Origin of the sequence: Corallococcus sp. CA041A (assembly GCF_003612075.1) — a bacterium.
Lineage (GTDB): Bacteria > Myxococcota > Myxococcia > Myxococcales > Myxococcaceae > Corallococcus > Corallococcus exiguus.
In genome coordinates, this window is record NZ_RAWF01000086.1 from 12,966 (window position 1) to 34,728 (window position 21,763).

A 21,763-nucleotide genomic window follows, 5' to 3' on the forward strand; every position below is an offset into this window, starting at 1 on the left:
TCTTCGACAGCAGCAGTCACCGGGGCCGTCTTCCAGCGCATCGGAAGGCGGCCCTCGTGTTTTCAGCGGGCCCGCGCGGGCTCCACGTGGACCACCACGTCCACCACCTGCGGATAGGCCCCTTGCAGCGTCTCCTCCACCTTGTCGGCCACTTCGTGGGCCTGCGCGGTGGTGAGCTGCGGGTCGACCTCGATCTTCAGGTCCACGTAGACGCTCTCCTCCATGCCCCGGCTGCGCACGTCGCGGCAGGAGCGCACGCCGGCCACCGCCAGCGTGTGCTGGGACACCTGCGCCGGGTCCAGGCGCGCGGTGTCGGAGAGGATGCCCACCGCCTGCCGGACGATGCCGTAGGCCACCCGCGCGACGAAGACCATCACGGCCAGCGCCACCAGCCCGTCCGCGCGAGGGAAGCCCATCGCCACCAGGCCAATGGAGATGAGCACGGCGATGGTCACGAACACGTCCGACAGCGTGTGCTGCGCGTCCGCGAGCAGCAGGGCGCTCTTGTACTTCTCCCCGTAGTGCCGCTCCACGCGGGTGACGGCCAGGTTGATGAACAGCGTGGCGACCATCACCGCCGCCATCGTCACCGACACCGTGGGGTGCTTGTCGTGCAGGAGCGAGTCGAACGCCATGCGCCCCAGCTCCAGCATGCCCACGCCAATCATCGCGCCAATGCCCAGCGACGCGAGCGCCTCGAACTTGCCGTGGCCGTAGGGGTGGTCCGCGTCCGCCGGCTGCGACGCGACGCCCATGGCGACCAGGCCCAGCACGTTGGAGCCGCCGTCAATGAACGAGTGCAACCCGTCCGCCGTCACCGACGCGGACTGGGCCATGAGGCCGAAGACGAGCTTGGCCACGGCCACGACCCAGTTGGCCACGAGGATGGCCAACAGGACGAAGCGGACCTTCCGGTTGCGCTCCTGGAGCGCGGCGCCACGGTCGACGAAAGAGGCTTCCACGGCGGGGCAGGGTAGTGCCTTCGCGCCGTCCACCGCGAGGCCTCCGTGGGTCCTACTGTCGGAACAGCCGCATCCGGGGGCCGCCGCCCATCTCCAGGAAAAAGCCGAACTGGAAGCGCACCGTCGCGTCCTGGCTCAGCAGGCCGGACGGCGGGTTGGGGAAGGGCTGCGCGCGCTTGAAGGACGCCACGGCCTCCATGTCCAGGAAGTCCAGGCCGCTGCTCTTCTCCACCTGGATGTCCTTCACCGCGCCGCGCTCGTCCAGGGTGATGGTCAGCAGCGTCTGGCGGTCGCGCCCGGAGTAGATGTTCCCCGTCGGGTCGCGCATGCGCAGTTGCTCGTTGGGGTTCCAGTGCATGCCCACGCTCTGCTTCACGCGGTTGAAGAAGCTGGCGTACTTCCACTCGCGCGTGTTGAGGAAGGTGCCGTCGCCTTCCTCCTGGTCGCGGAGCATGTCGTTGGGCGCCGCGCCCACGACCTTGTCCATGGCCGCCTGCGACGGCATCAGCGTGGCCAGGCCCGGGGAACCCACCCGGCCCGTGGAGCCCTCCTGCTCGCTGTCCTCGCCCTGGCCGGGCTGGATGCGCAGGCGCTTGGCGTTGCCTTGCGTGGCGTCGCTCTCCGACTGGTTCTTCACCGCCATGCCCGGGCCGCGCTCGCGCGGATCCGTCCTCATGGCGATCTCCTCCTTGCGGCGCGTCTCCGGCATCTCGAAGACGGGCTTCTTGCCACCCTGGGACTGGGCCCGGTCGTCCGCGCCCGTGCCGTTGTTGCCGGACACGCGCGGGGGCTGCACCTGGTCCTGCGCCGCGCCCTCCTGCTTCTGGGGCGCGGTCCGCTGGGGCATGGCGTTGCGGTAGAAGGCCGTCTGGTCGCGCGCGCGCGTCTCCTTCTCCGTCGTGTTGTTGTGCTCGGCCAGGTACTTCGCGTCCGGGGACTGCTGATCATTCCCCGGCGCCACGTCCACCACCTGGCCCTGGGGCTTCGTCTCGTCCGGCTTCTTCTCTTCCTTCGGCTCGCGCTTCTCCGTGGGTCGGGGCTTCGTCTGCTGCGGCGTCACCGCCCCCCGGTTCTTCGCCCACTGGTCCGACGTGAGCGGCCTCACCGCCACGGACGTGGGCCGGGCGGGGCGCTTCTCGTGCGGGAAGTTCGCCTGCACGGCCGACACCAGGAGCACGAAGCCCACGAAGGCGAGCTGGGCCAGGAGCGCCAGGATGCCCGCCACCAGGTAGCGCAAGGGCCCACGCTGCTTCCGCGCGCGCCGCTGACGCCAGTCTGTCGAGGAACCCGTGCCCACGGCCTGATGATAAACCTCCGGACCGCTTCTACAGTCCCGAACGTGCGGCCCGTAACACCTGGGACATGGAAGAGATTCGCGAGCGCGTGCGTTGGTGCGTTCGAAATGTCCGCTTCATCTCAGTAGATGGGGGCGACCTCCGCCCCGTTGAAGTAGAAGCGAAGGATCTCCGGATAGCTCTGCCCGGCCTCCGCCCGGCCGATGGCGCCTGTCTGACACATGCCCACGCCGTGGCCCCAGCCGCCGCCCCGGAACAGCCATCCGGTGGGCCGGCCCTCGGCGTCCCGCTCGGCCTCCACGGTGGCCATGCTGCTGTTGAGCATCCCGAAGAGCCGCCGGATGTTCAGCTCCCCGCGCACCTGGGTGGCGCCCTTCGTCCCGGACACGGTGAGCAGCCGGGCGCGCCCGGACACCCCGCGCTCGGACAGGGCGAGCCCCTGGATGGACCCCACGCCCAGCTTCTCCGTGAGCGCGTCCACCTGGTTTTGCGTGAAGCGCTTCTCCCACCGGAACTTCGTGGGCTGCGCGAAGCTGGACAGCTTGCACGCGGCGGGCACGTCCGAGGTCGCCAGCCACGCCTTGAGGTTCGACGGGCCGGGGACGCCCGGCGCGGGCTCCAGCAGGTCCGGCCGCCCGCGCAGGCTGGGGTCCGGCGCGCCACCCCACACCACGTCGTTGTCCTCGGTGTGGCCGCCGCACACGGCGCTGTAGACGGAGTCCACCAGCCGGCCCTCCTGGCTGAAGAGGGCCTGGCCCCGGGTGGCCTCCACCGCGGCGGTGGTGCTGGCCGCCTCGCCGGTGCGGCCCCGGTACACCGCGCAGTGCTGCTCCGAGCAGAGCAGGTACGGATCCGCCAGGTGCTTGATGCCCACCTTCGCCAGCACCTCGCCACGCGCGGTGACGGCCTGGGCCTTGAGCGCCTCCGGGTGCGCGCGCGCGAAGATTTCGGACGGCACCAGCCCCTTGAGCAGGTCCTCCAGGCCCACCACGTTCACCACCGCGAGCTTGCCGCCGCGGTCCACCGCGAACTGGAGCGCGCCGCGGAAGCTGCGGTCCTCGAAGGCGTGGAAGTCGTAGCCCACGCCGTACTCCACCTGCCGCACGTCGAAGCCGGTGCCGTCCGGCGTCTCCGCGTCCAGCCTGTCTTGCGCCAGACCCACCACGGCGTCGTTCTCGTCCTTCAGCTCCAGGATGGCGCGGGAAGGCTTGCGGACCTCCTCGAAGAGCGTGGTGCGCAGGCCGTAGCGGCGCAGCAGCTCCGCCTGCTGCTTCGCCGCGGCCTCGGGTGTCAGCGCCTCGTCGCCCAGGAGGAGATAGCGCCGGTTGTCGATGACCTTCCCGGCGATGCCGTACACGGAGCCCAGCGTGTGCGTGCGCACCGCGAGCCCTCGCGCGCGCCATGTCTCCTGCGCCTCCGCGAGCCCCGCCTTGTCCGCGAAGCGGAACTCGCCCAGCTGCAGCCGCGCGCTCCACTGGGCCGGTTCGCCCTGCGTCACCCGCACCGTCCAGCGCGAGCCCGCGGGCGCGTCCAGCACCTTGTCTCCCGGCCCGCCGAAGCGCAGCCGCATCCGCGCGCGCGGCGAGAACGTCACGACCTCGCGCCCCTCCATCAGCTTGATGGGGAGTCGCGGCTCGCCGTTGCGGAAGTCCAGGCGCTTCAGGTCCTGCGGCCCGGGCAGGCCCGACGTGAGCGGATCCTCCAGTCCACTCGGAGCGGGGGGCTTCACGCCCGCGTCAGCCGGCTTCGTGGGGATGGAGACCTCCGGCTCGCCCAGGCCCCGGGTGCTGGGGGCAGGTGAGGGCGCCGGCGTGGCGCAGGAGGCGAGCAGCAGGGCGGTCAGGAGCAGGACGGCTTTGGACACGGCGGCGGCACCGTAGCCGCCATGGGGCCGAGCGTCACGGTTCTCCCTCCCGCTGCGGCGCGTCTCGGCCTGGATGACCGGCAGTGAATAGAACGCCCAACGCCGTGCGTTGCCCCTGCTCATGCAAATTCTTGGAGGCAACGGCTTGAAGACGCGACACACCCTGGTGGCCTCCCTGGCTGCCTGCACCCTGGCCCTTGGGCTGACCGCTTGTGGCGGCGGCGGTGGCTCTGGCGGAGGCACTGGCGGTTCGTCGGGCGCCGGTACCCAGGCCCCCGCGACGAACACGGGGACCCCCAAGGTCGAGAAGGCTCCCACCGCTCCGGGCAAGGCGCCCCCCATCGGCGTGCAGCCGGTGGAGAACACGCCCGCCGCGCAGATGCCGGATCATGCGGACCACACGCCCATCGCGGAGCCCGGTCCCCAGCCCGCCGTCAGTGCCCAGGCGATGCAGGAGACCCCCGCCACCACGCCCGCCCATGATTGGGTTGTGTCGCCCAACGGCGACGACGGCGCCCAGGGCACGGAGGCCGCGCCGCTGCGCACCATCGCCATGGCGGTGAGCAAGGCGGGCCCTGGCGACCGCATCCGCGTGCTCGCGGGCACCTACGCCGAGCGCGTGGTGCTGGGCGACAACACCAAGGCCGGAACTCCCGAGGCGAAGATCACCCTCCAGGGCGAGGGCCGTCCCAAGCTCACCCCGGGCAGCGGCTCCGGTGCGGCGGTGCAGGTGCGCCGCGCGAACTGGGTCATCGACGGGTTCGACATCGACGTGGAGGGACAGCCCATCTTCGGCGTCACCTTCGAGGGCGACGTGCAGGGCACGGTGCTGGCCAACTCGGAGCTGCACAACGGCACCGGCGGCGCGGGCGTCACCATGTTCAACAACGCCAAGGGACCCACCATCGAGAACAACAACATCCACGACTTCGTGCGCACCACCGGCAACAAGGATTCGCACGGCATCGTGATGCAGCCCGCGTCCTACGACGCGACGGTGCGCAACAACGACATCCACGACAACTCGGGTGACTCCGTGCAGTGCCTGGGGCCCGAGGGCTTCAGCGACCTGCCGCCCGCCACGGGCCTGCTGGTGGAGAACAACCACTTCTTCAACAACCGGGAGAACGCCGTGGACATCAAGACGTGCCACGACGTCACCATCCGCAACAACCGGATGCACAAGTTCCAGCCGTCGGAGACGGCGAAGGGCGATGCGCTCGTCATCCACTACTCCGCCAAGAACGTGCTGGTGGAGGACAACGAGCTGTATGACGCCGCGAAGGGCATCTCCGTGGGCGGCAACCACGAGGGCCCCGTGCCCGAGGCCGTCGTCGTGCGCCGCAACCGCGTGCACGACATCACCGACGCGGGCGGCGGCGAAGGCACCGCCATCCGCCTGGAGAACTCCAAGGGCACCGTGGTGGTGAACAACACCATCACCCGCGCCAAGGCCGGCATCATCCTGGGCCACGGCACGGGCGGCCCCACGGAGTCTCTGCGCGTGGAGAACAACCTCGTGGACGCGCCCGTCAGCGTGGACGTGGGCGGCCAGGCTCCCGGCCTCCAGATGAGCAACAACCTCTATCCGTCCGGCGCGCAGTTCAAGACCAACGGCCAGCTCCAGGCCCTGGACGCCTTCAAGGCCGCCGCGAAGGACACCACCTCCAACGGGGGTGACGTGACGGTGTCGGACACCTTCGCCCCGTCCGCCGCCGCCCAGGACAAGGGCCAGGACCAGGGCCAGCCCTTCTGCGGCGCGGCCCCGGACATCGGCGCGGTGGAAATGGGCTGCTAGGCCCACCCGGGAAAGCACCCCCGGAAAAGCAGAAGGCCCGATGCGGAGACTTCCGCATCGGGCCTTTTGTCTTATGAGGCGCCACCCGGATTCGAACCGGGGAATGAAGGTTTTGCAGACCTTTGCCTTACCACTTGGCTATGGCGCCGCAGCGATTGGGGCCGGGGTTATACGCAGCCCGGTAGGAGCCGGTCAAGGAAGCAACACCATCCAGCCCCGCTTCTCGTCCCGCTACCATACGGCGCGGGGTGTCAGACCCTGACAAGCGAGGGAGCACACGATGCTGCACGGCCATGGCGTCTTCCAAGAGGAGCACGAAGCCTTCCGCCGCACCGTCCGGGCGGTGGTGGACAAGGAGCTGCGCCCGTTCGCGGCGGAGTGGGAGTCCCGGGAGGAGTTCCCCCGGGAGCTCTTCACCCGCTTCGGCGAGCTGGGCTTCCTGGGCCTGAAGTACCCGGAGGCCTACGGGGGCACGGCGGCCGGGGAGCTGTACGAGGCGGTGCTCCTGGAGGAGTTGGGCCGCTGCGGCTCCGGCGGTGTGGCCGCGGGGCTGGCAGGGCAGTTCACCATCGCCACCGGCCCCGTGCACCTGTTCGGCACGGAGGCCCAGAAGCAGCGCTGGCTGGCCCACGCCATCCGGGGGGAGAAGATTGGCGCCCTGGGCATCACCGAACCGGACGCCGGCTCGGATGTGGCGGGGCTGCGCACCACCGCCCGCCGCGACGGTGACCACTACGTCATCAACGGCTCCAAGACGTACATCACCAACGGGGTGCGGGCGGACTTCGTGGTGCTGGCGGTGAAGACCGACCCGTCGCGCGGCCACAAGGGCCTGTCCATGCTGGTGGTGGAGAAGGGCACGCCGGGCTTCAGCGTGGGGCGCAAGCTCCAGAAGGTGGGCTGGCGCGCGTCCGACACGGCGGAGCTCTTCTTCGAGGACTGCCGCGTGCCCGCGGAGAACCTGCTGGGCGTGGAGGGGCAGGGTTTCTCGCAGATCATGGGCAACTTCCAGTGGGAGCGCCTGTCGCTCGCGCTGGGCGCGGTGGGCGCCATGGACGACATGCTGGAGACCGTGCTCGAGCACGTGAAGCAGCGCCGCGCCTTCAATCAGACGCTGGCCGGCTTCCAGGTGGTGCGCCACAAGCTGGCGGACCTGCACACCGCCCGCGAATGCGCGCGGCAGCTCACCTACCACGCGCTGCGCCTGCACGTGGCCGGCGAGTACGCCGTCGCGCAGACCTCCATGGCCAAGAAGGTCGCCACGGAGACGTGCTGCCGCGTGGCCGACGAGTGCCTCCAGCTCCACGGCGGCGCGGGCTACATGATGGAGTACGACATCCAGCGCCACTGGCGCGACGCGCGGCTGGGTCCCATTGGCGGCGGCACCAGTGAGGTGATGAACGAAATCATCGCGAAGCAGCTGGGCCTCTGAGCCCGCGGGCCTTCCGGGAAGCAGGCGGGCGGACAGGCGGGAAGAGGGGAAAAAGCCCCCTGGTTCATGTTCGATGGAGCCCGTCGCCTCGGGGAGGTCCCGGTGGAGCCCAGCATCATTTGCGAGGAGCTGTTCATGCGTCTGGGGGACGAGGAGGTGCTCGTCCTGGATTGCCGCGACGCGATGGACTGGGAGCGGTTCGAGATCCACATCCCCGGCGCGCTGCGTATGACGGCCTCGGAGATTGCCCGGGACCTGGCGATGCTGCCGGACGACGAGCTCATCGTCCTGTGCGGCACCACCCAGGACTGCGCGGACATCCGCCGCATCTGCCGCGTGTTGCGCCTGAGGGGGCGCAACGCCGTGTGTCTCGCCGGCGGGCTCCACGCCTGGGTGACGGGGGGCTACCCCACGGAACGCCACGCACGCGCCCCCTCCCACGCCCACCGTTGAGCGGCGGATGCAGCGCGTCGTGAAACGGTGTAAGGAGCGCCCTGCCTCCCCCACCGGAGATCCTCCACGATGGCCAAGCTTCGCGCCGTGCTCATTGGCGCCACCGGACTCGCGGGTCAGCAGTTCATCGCTGCCCTCAAGGACCACCCGTTCATTGAGGTGACCGGGCTCGCCGCTTCGCCCCGCTCCGCTGGAAAAACGTACGCGGACGCCCTGCGCGCCTCCAACGGCATGCTGGCCTGGTTCGTCCCGGAGCCGCTCCCGGAGTCCATCGCCCGCATGACCGTGGTCAGCGGCGACGCCGTCCAGGCGAAGGATTACGACATCGCCTTCTCCGCCGTGGAGGCGGACGTCGCCCGTGAAATCGAGCCGCGCCTGGCCCGGGACATCCCGGTGTTCTCCGCCGCGAGCGCCTTCCGCTACGACGCGGACGTGCCCCTGCTCCTCCCCCCCGTGAACGCCGCCCACGCCCCGCTCATCAACGAGCAGCGCAGGCTGCGCGGGTGGAAGGGCTTCATCGTCCCCATCCCCAACTGCACCACCACGGGCCTCGCCGTGACGCTGGCCCCCCTGGCCGAGCGCTTCGGCGTGAAGGCCGTGCTGATGACCAGCCTCCAGGCCATGTCCGGCGCCGGACGTTCGCCCGGCGTCATCGGCCTGGACATCCTCGACAACGTCGTGCCCTACATCCCCAAGGAGGAGCACAAGGTCGAGGTGGAGACGAAGAAGATCCTCGGGGCGCTCAACCCCGCGGGCGCGGCGCTCACTCCGCACGACGTGCGCGTCTCCTGCACCTGCACCCGCGTCGCCGTCCTGGAAGGCCACACCGAGTCCGTCTTCGTGTCGCTCGGGAAGAAAACCACCGTGGCGGAGGTCGCCCAGGCGATGCGCGAGTGGCAGGGCGCTCAGGTGGCGAAGGACCTGCCGTCCGCTCCGCCCCGGTGGATTGAAGTGCTGGACGACCCGTTCCGCCCCCAGCCCCGCATGGACCGGGACACCCACGGCGGCATGGCCACCACGGTGGGCCGCATCCGCGAGGACGGTGTGCTGGAGAACGGCTTCAAGTACGTGCTCGTCTCCCACAACACGAAGATGGGAGCCGCAAAGGGCGCCATCCTTGTCGCGGAGCTGCTGCGGGCGCAGGGCTTGCTGGGCTGACCGGGGAAGCGGGCCGGGCTGGTACCTAAATTCAGGGTGCCAACACTGGCCGCAACCATCTACTGTGCGCGGCCACGGACGCGCGGAATTCCGCACAGAGGAGACATCCACATGGCCTACGTCGTCGCCGAGCCTTGCATCAAGTGCAAGTACACCGACTGTGTCGAGGTGTGCCCGGTCAACTGCTTCTACGAGGGCGCGAACTTCCTCGTGATCCACCCGGACGAGTGCATCGACTGTGGCGCTTGCGAGCCCGTCTGCCCGACCAAGGCGATCTTCCCCGAGACCGAGCTGCCCTCGGAGTGGTCGGAGTACAAGAAGCTCAACACCGACTTCGCCTCCAAGTGGCCCAACATCGCGGAGAAGAAGGCCGCCCTGCCCGAAGCCGAGGAGTACAAGGACAAGAAGGGCAAGCGCGCGGAGCTGAACCCCGCCGGCGGGAAGTAGCCGCGGGCCGAATCGCCCGAGCGCGCCCGTCGTGATGCAGGCCCTCGCGCCCCCTGGCGTGAGGGCCTTCATCGTTCCTGGAGTCTGGCGCGGAAAGGGCATCGTCGGACGTTCACTCCGCCTGGAGGACGCTGAGCCGCAGCCCCCGGGCTTCCAGCGCGTCGCGCAGCCGCGCCACGTCCTCGGTGGGAACGGGCCCATGGCGGCCCTGGATGCGCAGGGCCACCTCCCGGGGCCCCGTGCGCTCCACCTCCACGGTGGCCTCCAGCGCCCCGCGCAGGCTGAGGCCCAGCGCCGGCCGCTGTGACTTCACGAAGACCTCGATCTTCTCGATGAGCGCCAGCGCGGACTCGACCTGCGCGCCGGGAGGGCTGGCCGGTGCGGCGCTCTCCGTGGCTCCACCCGCCGCGCGAGCACCTTCGGGTGCGGAGACGCGCGACAGGCCTTCCGAGGAACGGTCGTCACGCGTGGGCGAGGGGAGGGGACACGGCGCCGGACGGGGCTCCGCGCGGAAGGAGCGCTCCACCTCGCGGGCCAGCAACTCCGTCACACGATGAGAGGCCTGCGTGCCGCCGTCCGCGAGCGCCTCCTGGCGCACCGACCCCAGCCGCTGCGCCTCCACGTGCATGCCCTGCCGGGCCTGGCGGAGCGTCTCAGTGCTTCCCAGGGCGCTGCGCGTCGTTGCGAGGAGGGTCCCCGCCGCACGGACGCCGGGAAGCGCCGGAGTGGCCCGCGTCGCTGGCCCTGGCCCCTGCCCACCGGTACGGAGCAGGCCGGGCTTCGGAAGCAGCGTCCCTGGAGCCACCGGCTCGCGGCGGGCCCCGGGACGAGGTGGGGTGTCATTCCGTCCAGAGGTCCGCTGGAGGACCTGTTTGAACGCGTCCTTCTCCGGGGGGGCCTTCTCGTTTCCGGAAGGGGCGTCCTGACCTTCGACCTTCATGGCATGCCTCGCGCGCAAGGGATGCGCGGGCATGAGCAGCGGCCGTGCCAGTCAGGCGGGGCGCGCTCCCGGGAGGAGGGCGCGGAAGGAGGCGGCACGGCAGGGGTGCCGCCCCCGGGATGGGCGTGCGGAACGTGAGACGGCGCGCTTTTAGCGCTTGCCGCCGAAGCCGCCCGGCTGCACGGGCGCGGTGCCCGTCAGGTCGTTGAACGCGAGCGGGCAGGACGCCACGGCGTTGGGATCCGCGAGCGCGGGGTTCTGGGCCCAGTCGCGGTCCTGGAAGAGGTACGCGTCGCGCACCTCCAGCTCCTTGAGCTGCTTGCGGTACTCCCAGAAGCGGCCGCGCAGGACCACGCGAGCGCCCTTCGGCAGCTGCGTCAGCGGCGTGTACTGGTCGTCCTTCAGCCGCGCCGTGATGTTGATGGAGGGCCGCACCTTGGGCTTGCCGTAGGTGAGCCCGGACAGCAGGCCGTCATTGCCCGGATCCGGCAGGTAGAAGACGAGCCGGGCCACCAGCGCGGGAGGCTCCGGCGGAGGGCCCTTCTTGCTCTTCTTCTTGGGCTTCTCCAGCTTCGCGTCGATGAACTCCAGCCCTCCGAAGGCCACCTCCTTGTCGAGGTAGTCGTCGCGGAACTTCGCGTCCGCCACGCTGGCCGCGGTGGTGTTGGCCTTGAGGACCTCCGTGTCGTAGCGCTCCAGCATCGCGGGCAGCGTGAAGAAGAAGCTGTCCACGGGCTTCACGCCATCCGCGATGAAGCGCAGCTTGCTCAGGTCCAGCGGCGGGTAGTACGGCGCGAGCGCCACCGCCGTCTGCATCCACTCCGGCGGCAGCCGCTTGTCGATGAGCACCCGGCGCATCATCGACACCAGGAACATGTTGGCGGGGAAGCGCGGCGTGGACAGCTGCGTGCCCAGCACCTGGATCAACACGGGGTCCAGGTAGAAGTTCTCGTCGCGCTTGTGCAGGTACGGCGCGGACTCGCCCACGATGGTGAGCAGCGCGCCCACGAGCTGCGCGCAGTTCGCGTCGCTCGTTCCCTGCACCAGGGCCTGATTGACGCGGGAGCGGAGGAACCGCTTGTCCATGTCCGCTTCGCGGAACACGGGCGGCTCTCCCGTTCCGAAAAAGAACTCCTTCTGGGCGAGCGCGGGCGTCGACAGCAGGCCCAGGGACAGGGCGATGAGGGCACGGGTACGCATCGGCCTGAACCCTACCACGCCCTCCCCTGGATGATCCTCCTCCGCTCCGCCCGCCCATGCGCGGAGTGGAACCCGCCCGAGAGCCCGACGTGAGAGGGCAATTGCAACCGGATGACCCGATGCGGCGGGGCTTTCGCGACAAGCCCTTTCACGGGCAGGCGGCAGGTGACGGGCCGACCGCGCGGGGGGCATGGCGGGCCGGCCGGCGGTGGTTTTTTCCGCCTGTTGGCGGCGCGGGCTTTTGTGTACCTTGCCCTCAGCCATGCCGACGCCTCCCGAGACCTCCCCGGCACCCGTCACCGTCGCCCACATCAAGGACGAGGCGGAGCTCATGCAGGCCCTCGCCATCCGTGAGGTGGTGTTCATCGAGGAGCAGCACGTCCCCGAGGGCATCGAGCGCGACGCCGAGGACGCCCTCGCCTACCACGTCATCGCCTACCAGGGCGGTCACGCCATCGGTACCGGCCGGCTGGTGAAGCTGCCGGAGCCGCCCGCCGGGCAGCCTGGAACGTGGGGCCAGATTGGCCGCATGGCGGTGCTCCAGGCGCACCGCAAGGCCCGAGTGGGTTCGCTGCTCCTCACGTCGCTGGAGGAGGAGGCGCGCCGCCGCAACGTGAGCGGCATCATGCTGCACGCCCAGCTCTACGCGCTCGACTTCTACAAGAAGCACGGCTACCAGCCCGTCGGCGCCGTCTTCGACGAGGCCGGCATCGACCACCTGGAGATGCACAAGCGGCTGTAGTCCCGCGCCGCGCGCTTCAGCGCCTCGGAGGACGGGGCGCGGGCGGCTCGGCGTGGCGCGGATCCTCCGGCCACGAGTGCCGGGGGTACTTGCGGCACAGCTCCTTGCGGATCGCCGGGTAGTGACGTTCCCAGAAGCCCGCCAGGTCGGTGGTCACCTGCACGGCGCGCATGTTGGGAGCCAGCAGGTGCAGCACCAGCGGCACGCGGCCCGCGCCAACGCTGGGCCCCTGCGCCATCCCGAAGAAGTCCTGCAGCCGTGACTCCACCCAGGGTGGCTTGTTGGGCTCGTAGTGCACCTTCACGCCGCGACCGCCGGGCAGGGTGACGCGCTCGGGGGCGTGGTTCGCCAGCAGGCGCTGCTGCTCGGAGGTGAGGCGCGCGTAGAGCGCGTCCAGCAGCGACACGCCCTCCAGGTCGGAGAAGCTGCGCGCGCCCACGCACAGGGACGCCAGCGCGTCGCGCATGAAGCCCGCGTCCACGGTGGGAAAGCCCGTTTCGGGGAACGCCTTGCCCAGGAGCTCCACGCGGGTGCGCCACTGCTCCAGCGCCTCGGGTTCCGCGAAGCGCTCCGGGCCCGCGGCCAGGGCCGCCTCGGCCAGCACGCGCGCGGCCTCCTCGGACGGGGGCGCGGGTGTGCGCGTCTCCTCCAGCATGAGGTTGCCGTAGGCCAGCCGGGTGAGGCGCTCCACGCGGCGCGAGTCCGCGTTCCACTGGAGGGTGTCCACCTCCTCCAGCGCGTCCGGGTAGAGGTCCAGCAGCCACTCGGCCTCCACGGTGCTGGCGAGCCGCACGACGGCGCCGCGGCCGGGGCGCTCCTCCGCGTCCACGGCGACCATCAGCTCCGCGTCCTGGACGACGCTGAACTCGGACAGGCTGGTGGTGCCGCCGCCGAACATGAGCAGCTCCGGGGAGCGGGGCCGCCGCCTGCGGGCCACGCGGTCCGGGTAGCCCGCGAGCACGCTGAGCATCAGCGCCTGCTCCACGTCCTCGGGGCGGCCGGGGCGGGAGCCCTGTTCCCGCACCGTGCGGCGCAGCTGCTTCTGCACGCGCTCCACGGACTGCACCGCGCCCGCGTCCAGTGACAGCGACTGCATGCGGCCGGAGGCGAAGCCCGAACGGCCGGCCTCGCGGAAGCGCTCCAGGAGCTCCAGCAGGTCGGAAGGCCCGCTGACGAGCGCGGACGCGCGGCCTCCGCCGCCCAGGTTGGCGCGGGCCTCGCGGCGGATGTCGCGTTCGCCCATGAGGGCCGCGAGCACGGCGGCATCACCGCCCACGCCCCGGCGTTCGCCCTCGACGATGACGCGCGCCTGGCGAGGGTGGACGGGGAAGCGCAAGAGCCGCTGGCCCACGTCCGTGACCTGGCCCTTCGCGTTCACCGCGCCCAGGCGGCGCAGCAGCGTCTCCGCGGCCTCCAGGGCCGGGGCGGGCGGCGGCTCGAAGAATGGGAACGCCGTCAGGTCCTTCACGCCCGACGCGCGCAGCGAGAGCACCGTTTCGGCCAGGTCGGTACGGCGGATCTCCGGGGCCTCCTGATCAGGCCGGCCGTCGAAGTCGTGCTGGGTGTAGAGCCGGACGCAGTGCCCGGCGCGCGTGCGGCCCGCGCGACCGGCGCGCTGGACGGCGGAGGCCCGGCTCACCTTGCCCAGCTTGAGCTGCGGCAGACCGGACCAGGGCGAGTGGGACGCCACGCGAGCAAGCCCGCTGTCGATGACGACCGCGACGCCGTCGATGGTGACGGACGTCTCCGCGACGTTGGTGGACAGGATGATCTTCCGGCGCGAGCTGCGGCGCACGGCGCGGTCCTGTTCCGCGGGAGAGAGGTCGCCATGGAGCGGGAGCACGTCGGCGTCGTGGCGCTCGGCGAACTCCGCGCAGGTGTCGCGCGCGCGGCGGATCTCCCCGGCCCCGGGAAGGAACACGAGCACGTCCCCATCGACGCCCTGGGTGAACAGGCGCTTGAGCGCGGAGAGCACCTGTTGATCCAGGTGCCGCTCATCCGGGGCGGCAAGGTATTCGACGCTGACGTCGAAGCGGCGGCCCTCGGAGCGCAGGGACGGGGCTCCGCCCAGATACGCGCGGACGGGCTCGGCCTCCAGGGTCGCGGACATCACCACGAGCTTGAGGTCGGGGCGGGCCGTCTCCTGCAGCCGCCGCAGGAGCGCGAGCGAGATGTCCGCGGACAGATGCCGCTCGTGGAATTCATCGAGCACGACGATGCCCACGTCGCGCAGGGTGGAGTCGGTGAGCAGGCGGCGTCCGAGCACGCCTTCGGTGACGAAGGACATGCGCGTCTTGGGCCCGCGGACGTCTTCGAAGCGGACCTGGTAGCCGACGGTTTCGCCCACGCGCTCGCCAATCTCCTCGGACACGCGCTGCGCGGCGAGCCGGGTGGGCAGACGCCTGGGCTGGAGGACGACGATCTCCTTGCCCGCGCCCAGCCCCGCCTCCAGCAGCGCGCGGGGAACGCGGGTCGTCTTGCCCGCGCCAGGGGGCGCCTCCAGCACGAGCGACCGCGAGCTCCGGAGCGTGGAGACGATGTCTGGCAGGAGGGGATCGATGGGAAGGGCGACGTCCGCCATGTCCGGGTTCCTCTTCACGGCGGGGGACTCACCGCGCGTCGGGTCTCAAGGCGTGCCAGCCTCGGACGGGTCGGTCTTCTTACGTCGCTTGGGGCGCACGGCCTCCGGAGCACCGGAAGCGGGGGCATCCGAAGGAGCGTCGGCCTGCGTGGTCTCGGCAGCCGGAGCGGCGTTCTTCGGGGGCCGGCCCCGCCGAGCGGGACGCGCCGCGACGGGAGCCTCCGGGGCAACGGGTTGGGAAGCAGCGGTGACCTCCTCGGATCCACTGTCCGAAGCCTCGGCCACGCCAGTCTCCGCCACAGTCTCCTCCAGGGGCGCCTGGGCCTCCGAGTCGTCGGGAGCCGCCACCATCGAGTCGTCCCCGGAATCCTCCTCGGAACCCTCGAACGCCTCCTCCTGGCCGGCGTCGCCCTCTTCACCGAAGAGGTCCGAAGCCCCGTCCTCGGCGGAGAGCGCGAGCGACTTGCCCGCGCGCTTCCGGGGCTTGAGGGTGAGGCCCGCGGCCTCGAAGACCCCGGGCACGGGAACGAGCGCGGCCTCGGCGAGCAGCCGCCCCTGCCGCAGCGCCACGTCCAGGCGCCGTCCCAATGACACCAGCGCCTCGCGCAGGGCCGCCTCCTGATCCGGGGGCAGGGGGGTGGGGGACAGGCTCGCGGTCCACGCGGCGAACGTCGCGGCGACCTGATCCACGACGGGGCGGACCATGGCGAAGTCGTCGCGGGAGAAGATGCGGGTGACGTAGGCGCTCTTGAACCGCCGCTCGTACGACGTGGCGTACTCGTTGACCAGCTCCAAGGGCGCCCGGCGCAGCTGCGGGAACTTGAGGTGGGGGAAGAGCGCCTCGATGACGGGGGCGCGACTGCTGGCGGTGAAGGTGATGCCGGCGTGCAGCTTCTCCAGCGCATCCACCCAGCGGCCCTGCTGATCGAACGAGAACTCCTCGCGGGCCTCGTCGAGCTCCGGCAGGTCCTTCACCTGTTCCAGCAGACCGCCCGCGGGCTCACGGGCCTCACGCAGGCGCTCCAGCGCGGAGGCCAGCCATTGCTTCTCGGCCTCCAACCCCGGCCTGCCGATGACCATCTCCTCCGCCGTGGCGAGTCGGGCCTCGAAGGCCTCGGCGAAGCGGATCAGCTCATAGGATTCGAGCGTGGACGACATGCGTGGACGACTCCTCGGAGGGGCGGCGGAGATACCACACCTTCACCGTCCGACGAGCAGGGCCTCCATGGCTCCGGGGGTGGAGAAATCCGCGAAGGCCCACTCGGCGCCGGCGTCGCGCAGCGCCTGGGGCGTGAAGTTGCCCGTGCCCACGCCAATCGTCTCCGCGCCAATGCCCTTGGCGGCCGCGACGTCCTTCGGCGTATCGCCGATGATCACCACCCGGCACTCCTCCAGCGGCTGACCCAGCTGCGCCGCTCCTGCCTGGGCGCCGTGACGGATGAGCGCCACGCGGTCCTCGAAGTCGCAGCCAAAACCGCCGAAGGCGAACTGGTCGTGGATGCTCACGCGGTCCAGCTTCACCTTGGCGCCCGCGCGCACATTGCCGGTGCCCAGGCCCACCGCGAAGCCCGTCCGCGAGCGAGCCTCCATCACGGCCTCGCGCATGCCCGGATGCAGCCGGTACTCGCGCGCATCGACCTTGGGAACCTCCAGTCCCAGGTGGGCGACGTACGCGTCGATGACCGCGCTGATGGTGTCCTCGGTGTCGGACTGGCCGATGACGCCCAGGCCCTTACGGACGATGGCCCGGTCCGTCATGCCGGACATGCTGAAGCCGTCGCACGCGTCGCGCCGCCGGTGGAGCTGCTCGAAGGCCAGGCCCATGGCGCGGCGGCCGGCACCGCCCGTGGTGACGAGGGTGCCATCGATATCGAAAAGAAGGACGGTGGGGCGCATGGCCTCCCATCTAACGGAAGGTCCCGCCCGACGCGAGCCCCGAGCAGCCCACCAGGGCGGCCGCCACCACCATGCCCGGCGCCCGGCTCAGGGCTCCGCGAGCGTGAGACCCTGCTGGAGCGCTTCACGCACCTGGGGAACGTCCTCCAGGGGGAGCCGCTCCTCCAGCACCTCGCGCACCCGCTGACCGCCCAGCCGGCCAAGCGCCTGGGCGACGGCCTCACGCAGCCGCAGGTCGCGGTCCTCCAACCGGGCCTGCAGCGTCTTGACGGCCTCGAACCCCAGCCGCTGGCCCAGCGCGGCCGCGGCTTGTGAGCGGACATCCGAAGGCCGGTGCGGATCCTCCAGCATCGCCTGGAGCGTCTGGCCCGCTTCGGGCGACTCCACGCGAGCCAGCGCCGTCACGGCCCGCATCCGCTGCGCATCCGGGACGCTCGTGTCCTCCGCCAGCGCCGCGAGCACGGGCACGACCTCCGGCCCGAACCTGCGCCACGCCGCCTCGGGCGCCACGGAAGCTTGTGAGAGCAATCCCAGTGCCTCCATGCGCAGCGGTCCGGGAACAGGGGGGGGAGGCACGGGCACGGAAGCCGCGGTCGGGGCCTTCGCGCTGGCGGGAGCCGCTTCGGACACGGGCCCCACGCCCGCGAGCACGGCGAGACCGGCCAGCGCCACCCATCGCGAGGAGGCGTAACGAGACGGGACCGGCGAGGGACGAACACCGCGGGGGCGGGACGGCTGGCTCGGCATGCGGGGCTCCCGGTGGGGAAGGGGAGCCCTGTTATACGACGGCTGCCGGTCCGGACTCGATAACGCTAAGGTCGGTCCACCATGGCCGGACGCGTCTTCTTCTTCCTCCAGCACGCCACGTACGAGCCCGCCTATCAGGCGGCCTCCATGGGCATCACCGCCGCCGCGATGGGCGACGACGTCTACTTCGTCTTCGCCTTCGAGGCCCTGCGCCAGCTGGTCCGCGGCGGCTTCGGCCTGGCGCACAGCGAGCGGGAGCGCACCGAGGCGGCCCGGGCCGAAGGGCTCAATGTCCCCACACCGGCCCGCATGCTGGAGGAAGCCCGAGCCCTGGGCGCGAAGCTCGTGGCCTGCGACACCACGGTGCGCATCTGTGGCCTCTCACCCCAGGAACTGCACGGCACGCTAGACGACGTCATGGGCCTGGCCTCCATCTGGAGGCTGACCGACGGCGCGCGCGTCCTCACGCTCTGAGCGGACACCCGAGCCGATCCCCTCCCTCCGGAAGGAGGCGGATGTCCGACAGGGGAACCGGACTCGCCCTCGCGGATCGCCTGACGTTGCAACTTGGCAGCATTACCTGAATGGAACCTGCCTGCCGCGCGTCGCTGTAGCCTCGGTGGGCGTCCACGCGTTACGCTGGGGGCATTCGCAGTTCGTTGTTCCCCCCGGAAGGAATCCTCAAAGCCTATGCGCGCCAAGTCGACCCCCCTGAGCGCACTGCTGGCCGGCACGCTCGGTGTTGCCGTGATGGCCGGCTGTCAGACCTATGACTTCGAGCCGGTGGATCCGCTCGCGATCGCCCAGACGACCGTGGAGTCGGTGATCACCGCCCGCAGGAGCAAGCCGGACGTGATGCTCCTCGTGGACATCTCCGGCTCCATGACAAAGCCGGTCAACAAGGACCTGGTCGTCAACGGCACGCGCGTGTGTGACTTCCAAGCCGAAGACGGCAAGTTCTACATGTGTGAGGACGACAATCCCTGCGACACCTCGAAGTGCCCCACGCGCTGGTCTGAGCTCCAGGGCGCCATGGGCCCGTTCCTCGCGGAGAGCGGCAAGCTGGTCCGTTTCGGCCTGACGACCTACCCGGAGCCTCCTCCCGTCAAGCCACCGCCGCAGACGACGACCGTGCCCGAACTGTGCGCACCTGCCACCGCCGCCGCTGGCAGTCTGAGCATCCGCGCCAGTGTTCCGTTCGAGCTGGATTCAGACACGGAGCTCCAGGACTATGCGAGCCTGGTTAACGACAAGCTTCAGGGTATCCCCAATGGTGGCGCTGGCCGGCCCCGGGGCGGTACGCCGACGAGCGCGAGCCTGGAGTTCGTAGGCACGCAGCTGCGGGCCAACTCCGAAGATCGCGATCAGATCATCATCCTGCTGACCGACGGTCTTCCCAACTGCAACGACAAGAACGAATACGATGGCAGCAGCGCTGAGTGCCGCTGCACGCTCGATGTTCTGTCGCAGTGCACGACGAAGGGGAGCCCGTATTACCAGCGGGGTTGCCTTGACAAGAACGCCTCCGTGTCGGCGGTGTCGGCGCTCAAGGCGAACATGATCTCCACCATCGTCATCGGCTTCGGCGCTGAGACGTCGGCGGGTGATGGCCCCAGCGTCCTCAACGAGATGGCGCGCGCGGGTGGCTACGCACGTGACTGCAAGGCCAGCGTCGATTGCGGAGCGGGGGACACCTGCGACGTCGCTACCGGCTTGTGCGGCCGCTCCTTCTACCAGGCGGGCAATCGCGAGGAGCTGGCGGCCGCGCTGAAGTCGATCAGCGAGGAGATCCAGCCGGGCGAGCCGTGCTTCACCAAGCTTGAGCCGAGCCAGCTGCCCTCCGATGAAAAGCTCATCGTCGTCTACATCGACGGCGAGCGCACGCTCGCGGGCCCCGACACCTGGTCGCTGGACCTGTCGGTTCCCGAGAAGCCGGGCGTGCGGTTCACGGGCAGCGCCTGCGCGAAGCTGGAGTCGTCGCGTCCGGAGGACCCCGTCAGCGTCGAAGTCCGCGCCATCCGCCAGCTCTAGGCGGCAGGCATGCGGAGGCGGCTTTACGCGGGCGGAGGCGAGGATTATAGGGTCCTCGCCGGGCCGGTCGCCTCCGCCATGAAAATCACTGTCCTCTCGCGCTCCGCTTCCATCTCGTCCACGCGGCGAATTGTCGAAGCAGGCCGCGCGAGAGGACACCGGGTCCGCGTGCTCAACCCGCTCCGGGTGCAGATGCATCTGGACGGGGGCAGCCAGGCGACCCTGTTCTACGACCGCAAGAAGCTCACGCCCACCGACGTCGTCATCCCGCGTATCGCCCTGTCCATCAGCACCTACGGGCTCGCGGTGGTGAACCAGTTCGGTCTGGCGCGCGTGCCCTTGGTGAACCACGCCCAGGCCATCGCGCAGTCGCGCAACAAGATGCGCGCGCTCCAGCTCCTGTCCGCCCACGGGATCGACATCCCCGCCACGGTGATGGCCCGGGACGCGGCCCACCTGAAGGAGATGGTCGGCCTGGTGGGCGGGGTGCCCGTGCTGGTGAAGCTCCTCCAGGGCCAGGAGAAGCACGGCGTGATGGTCTGCGAAAGCCTCCAGTCGCTGGAGGCCGCGCTCGAGGCGGTGCTCGGTCTGGGGCACAACCTCGTCATGCAGGAGTACGTGCGGAGCACCGGCCAGGACGTGCGCGTGCTCGTGGTGGGCGGTGAGGCCATCGCCGGAGTGCTGCGCAAGCCGCGCCCCGGGCGCCTCTCGCACACGCTGAACCGGGGCGCCCGCCTGGAAGCCCTGCCACTGTCCCCCAGCCATCGCGCCATGGCGGAGAAGGTCGCCCGGCTGGTGGGCCTGGAGGTGGCCGCGGTGGACATCCTGGACGTCCAGGGACACCCCAAGGTCTTCGAAGTGAACAGCTCGCCCGCGCTCCTGGAGATGGAGGCCGCGACGGGCCTGGACCTGGCCACGCCCATCATCCAGCGGGCGGAGGCCCTCGTCGCCGGCGCTGTCCCCGTCTGGACCGCCGCGCTGGAGACGCCCCAGGCCCTGCCCCCGCCGTCGCCGGGGCGCAAGGGCGCCGTGAAGGTGAACGCGCCGCGGAGTTAGAAGAGAAAGCGCTCCCCGCGCGTCCGAAGCCCCGGTATACGAACGCCGCCTTCCTGGAGACACCCATGCCCAGCACCCGCCGCCTCCCGACCCTGGCCCCCCTGCTGCTGACGCTCGTCGGCGCGCCGGTGCTGGCCCAGGACGTGGACCCCGCCACCCTCTACGAAGTCACCACCGAGGGGACGTCGACGCAGGTGAAGGCCGGAGGGCAGGGCACGTTCGTGCTCGCCATCAAGTCGAAGCCCGGCGCCCACGTCTCCGACGAGGCCCCGCTGAAGCTGGAACTGACGGGCAAGCAGCTGACGCCCGCCCAGAAGACGCTGACCCGTGAACAGTCGGTGGCGAAGAAGGCGGACGGCCAGCAGTTCGTGGATCCCCGCTTCGAGGTCCCCTTCACCGCGGTGTCCGCCGGCAAGGGCACGCTGGACGCGACGCTGACCTTCTTCATCTGCACGGAGAAGATCTGCGCCCGTCAGAAGAAGACCTTCTCGCTGCCCGTGGAGGTCCAGTAGCCCCCATGCGCGAGCGCTCCCCCAAGCCTTCCAGTGGTGAACGCGGCGGCCACGAAGCCCCGCGCTACGTCCATGGCGTCAACCCCGTGCTGGAGGCCCTGCGCGCCCATCCCGACGCGGTGGAGCGCCTCTTCATCGTCGACGGGCAGGTTGGCGCCAAGGCCGCGGGCGAACTGCTCAGCCGCGCGCGTGACGCGGGCGTCCGGGTGGAGAAGGTCGGCCGGGAACGGTTGACCTCCATGGCCGAGGGCGGCGTGCACCAGGGCGTCGTCGCCGAGCTGCGCGGCTTCCAGTACGTCGAACTGGAGGACGTGCTGGAAGTGGCGAAGGCCAAGAAGCAGCCCGCGCTCGTCGTCGTGCTCGACGGCATCCAGGATCCGCACAACCTGGGCGCCATCATCCGCTCGGCCCATGCGCTCGGGGCCCATGGCGTCGTCCTGGCGAAGGACCGCGCCGTACAGGTGACCGGCACGGTGGCCAAGGCCTCCGCGGGCGCCGTCGAGTACTGCCCCATCGCGCGCGTCACCAACATCTCCCGCGCCCTGGAGCAGTTGAAGGAAGCGGGCCTCTGGGTCGCGGCCGCGGACGTGGAAGGCGCCGAGCCTCTGTGGAGCGCCCGTCTGGACGGGCCCCTGGCGCTGGTGGTGGG

Annotated in this window: 20 protein-coding genes and 1 tRNA gene; 11 read left to right on the top strand and 10 right to left on the bottom strand. The window is 70.6% G+C overall.

Translation table 11 applies throughout. The features are described from left to right. Positions 1 to 62: 62 nt before the first annotated feature. The 3 genes from D7V77_RS17335 to D7V77_RS17345 all read right to left on the bottom strand — a co-directional run bounded on the left by D7V77_RS17335 (position 63) and on the right by D7V77_RS17345 (position 4,244). Positions 63 to 962, bottom strand: coding sequence for a cation diffusion facilitator family transporter (locus D7V77_RS17335; RefSeq protein WP_120577402.1), 900 nt, complete (start codon positions 960 to 962; stop codon positions 63 to 65). 52 nt (positions 963 to 1,014) lie between these two features. Further along, positions 1,015 to 2,259: an energy transducer TonB gene (locus tag D7V77_RS17340; protein ID WP_120577403.1), complete on the bottom strand. Its 1,245-nt coding sequence runs from the start codon at positions 2,257 to 2,259 to the stop codon at positions 1,015 to 1,017. A 119-nt stretch (positions 2,260 to 2,378) separates the two neighbouring features. Beyond that, on the bottom strand, positions 2,379 to 4,244 hold the full coding sequence (locus tag D7V77_RS17345) for a SpoIID/LytB domain-containing protein (RefSeq protein WP_211487033.1): 1,866 nt from the start codon (positions 4,242 to 4,244) through the stop codon (positions 2,379 to 2,381). Between D7V77_RS17345 and D7V77_RS17350 the strand changes: the two genes are divergently transcribed. Continuing rightward, positions 4,243 to 5,919, top strand: coding sequence for a nitrous oxide reductase family maturation protein NosD (locus tag D7V77_RS17350; RefSeq protein WP_120577418.1), 1,677 nt, complete (start codon positions 4,243 to 4,245; stop codon positions 5,917 to 5,919). The two genes, D7V77_RS17345 and D7V77_RS17350, sit on opposite strands and share 2 nt — an antisense overlap. A gap of 76 nt (positions 5,920 to 5,995) precedes the next feature. On the opposite strand, the gene D7V77_RS17355 is transcribed toward D7V77_RS17350, so the two are convergent. Continuing rightward, positions 5,996 to 6,067, bottom strand: a tRNA-Cys gene (locus D7V77_RS17355). Positions 6,068 to 6,199: 132 nt separating this feature from the next. Here D7V77_RS17355 and D7V77_RS17360 point away from each other — a divergent pair. From D7V77_RS17360 to fdxA, 4 genes are all read left to right on the top strand, one after another. Then, positions 6,200 to 7,351, top strand: a complete 1,152-nt coding sequence (locus tag D7V77_RS17360) for an acyl-CoA dehydrogenase family protein (RefSeq protein ID WP_120577404.1) — start codon at positions 6,200 to 6,202, stop codon at positions 7,349 to 7,351. A gap of 102 nt (positions 7,352 to 7,453) precedes the next feature. Beyond that, positions 7,454 to 7,804 carry a rhodanese-like domain-containing protein gene (locus D7V77_RS17365; protein WP_169821069.1) on the top strand — a complete coding sequence of 117 codons (351 nt, stop codon included), beginning with the start codon at positions 7,454 to 7,456 and terminating at the stop codon, positions 7,802 to 7,804. Positions 7,805 to 7,873: 69 nt separating this feature from the next. Continuing rightward, positions 7,874 to 8,962, top strand: coding sequence for an aspartate-semialdehyde dehydrogenase (asd, locus tag D7V77_RS17370; protein WP_120577406.1), 1,089 nt, complete (start codon positions 7,874 to 7,876; stop codon positions 8,960 to 8,962). A gap of 111 nt (positions 8,963 to 9,073) precedes the next feature. Beyond that, positions 9,074 to 9,409, top strand: coding sequence for a ferredoxin FdxA (gene fdxA, locus D7V77_RS17375; protein WP_120566041.1), 336 nt, complete (start codon positions 9,074 to 9,076; stop codon positions 9,407 to 9,409). Positions 9,410 to 9,521: 112 nt separating this feature from the next. Here the strand turns inward: fdxA and D7V77_RS17380 are convergent, their stop codons facing one another. Together D7V77_RS17380 and D7V77_RS17385 are read right to left on the bottom strand one after the other, a co-directional pair. Further along, positions 9,522 to 10,349: a hypothetical protein gene (locus D7V77_RS17380; RefSeq protein ID WP_120577407.1), complete on the bottom strand. Its 828-nt coding sequence runs from the start codon at positions 10,347 to 10,349 to the stop codon at positions 9,522 to 9,524. Between the two features lie 150 nt (positions 10,350 to 10,499). Further along, the gene (locus tag D7V77_RS17385) at positions 10,500 to 11,549 is read right to left on the bottom strand and encodes a hypothetical protein (protein ID WP_120577408.1); all 1,050 of its coding nucleotides are present in this window, start codon (positions 11,547 to 11,549) and stop codon (positions 10,500 to 10,502) included. A 262-nt stretch (positions 11,550 to 11,811) separates the two neighbouring features. Here D7V77_RS17385 and D7V77_RS17390 point away from each other — a divergent pair, with 262 nt between their 5' ends. Next, a complete protein-coding gene (locus D7V77_RS17390; RefSeq protein WP_120577409.1) occupies positions 11,812 to 12,291 on the top strand; it encodes a GNAT family N-acetyltransferase in 480 nt (159 codons plus the stop codon). Positions 12,292 to 12,307: 16 nt separating this feature from the next. On the opposite strand, the gene hrpB is transcribed toward D7V77_RS17390, so the two are convergent. From hrpB to D7V77_RS17410, 4 genes are all read right to left on the bottom strand, one after another. Then, positions 12,308 to 14,872, bottom strand: a complete 2,565-nt coding sequence (gene hrpB / locus D7V77_RS17395; protein ID WP_120577410.1) for an ATP-dependent helicase HrpB — start codon at positions 14,870 to 14,872, stop codon at positions 12,308 to 12,310. Between the two features lie 45 nt (positions 14,873 to 14,917). Beyond that, entirely contained in the window at positions 14,918 to 16,030 is a 1,113-nt protein-coding gene (locus D7V77_RS17400) for a hypothetical protein (protein WP_120577411.1), read from the bottom strand. Between the two features lie 42 nt (positions 16,031 to 16,072). Continuing rightward, positions 16,073 to 16,768, bottom strand: a complete 696-nt coding sequence (locus D7V77_RS17405; protein WP_120577412.1) for an HAD family hydrolase — start codon at positions 16,766 to 16,768, stop codon at positions 16,073 to 16,075. Positions 16,769 to 16,855: 87 nt separating this feature from the next. Further along, positions 16,856 to 17,440 (bottom strand): HEAT repeat domain-containing protein, encoded by a 585-nt coding sequence (locus D7V77_RS17410; RefSeq protein WP_233597071.1) that lies wholly within the window; start codon positions 17,438 to 17,440, stop codon positions 16,856 to 16,858. Positions 17,441 to 17,596: 156 nt separating this feature from the next. On the opposite strand from D7V77_RS17410, the gene D7V77_RS17415 reads away from it, so the two are divergent. The 5 genes from D7V77_RS17415 to rlmB form a co-directional block, all read left to right on the top strand. Then, the gene (locus D7V77_RS17415; protein ID WP_120566049.1) at positions 17,597 to 17,989 is read left to right on the top strand and encodes a DsrE family protein; all 393 of its coding nucleotides are present in this window, start codon (positions 17,597 to 17,599) and stop codon (positions 17,987 to 17,989) included. Between the two features lie 216 nt (positions 17,990 to 18,205). After that, complete coding sequence (gene cglB, locus D7V77_RS17420) at positions 18,206 to 19,546, top strand: adventurous gliding motility lipoprotein CglB (RefSeq protein ID WP_120577413.1); 1,341 nt, start codon at positions 18,206 to 18,208, stop codon at positions 19,544 to 19,546. Positions 19,547 to 19,624: 78 nt separating this feature from the next. Beyond that, a complete protein-coding gene (locus tag D7V77_RS17425) occupies positions 19,625 to 20,602 on the top strand; it encodes a RimK family alpha-L-glutamate ligase (RefSeq protein WP_120577414.1) in 978 nt (325 codons plus the stop codon). 65 nt (positions 20,603 to 20,667) lie between these two features. Continuing rightward, positions 20,668 to 21,114 (top strand): hypothetical protein, encoded by a 447-nt coding sequence (locus D7V77_RS17430; protein WP_014397775.1) that lies wholly within the window; start codon positions 20,668 to 20,670, stop codon positions 21,112 to 21,114. A 5-nt stretch (positions 21,115 to 21,119) separates the two neighbouring features. Then, on the top strand, positions 21,120 to 21,763 hold a 644-nt coding region (rlmB, locus tag D7V77_RS17435; protein ID WP_120577416.1), incomplete at its 3' end, for a 23S rRNA (guanosine(2251)-2'-O)-methyltransferase RlmB.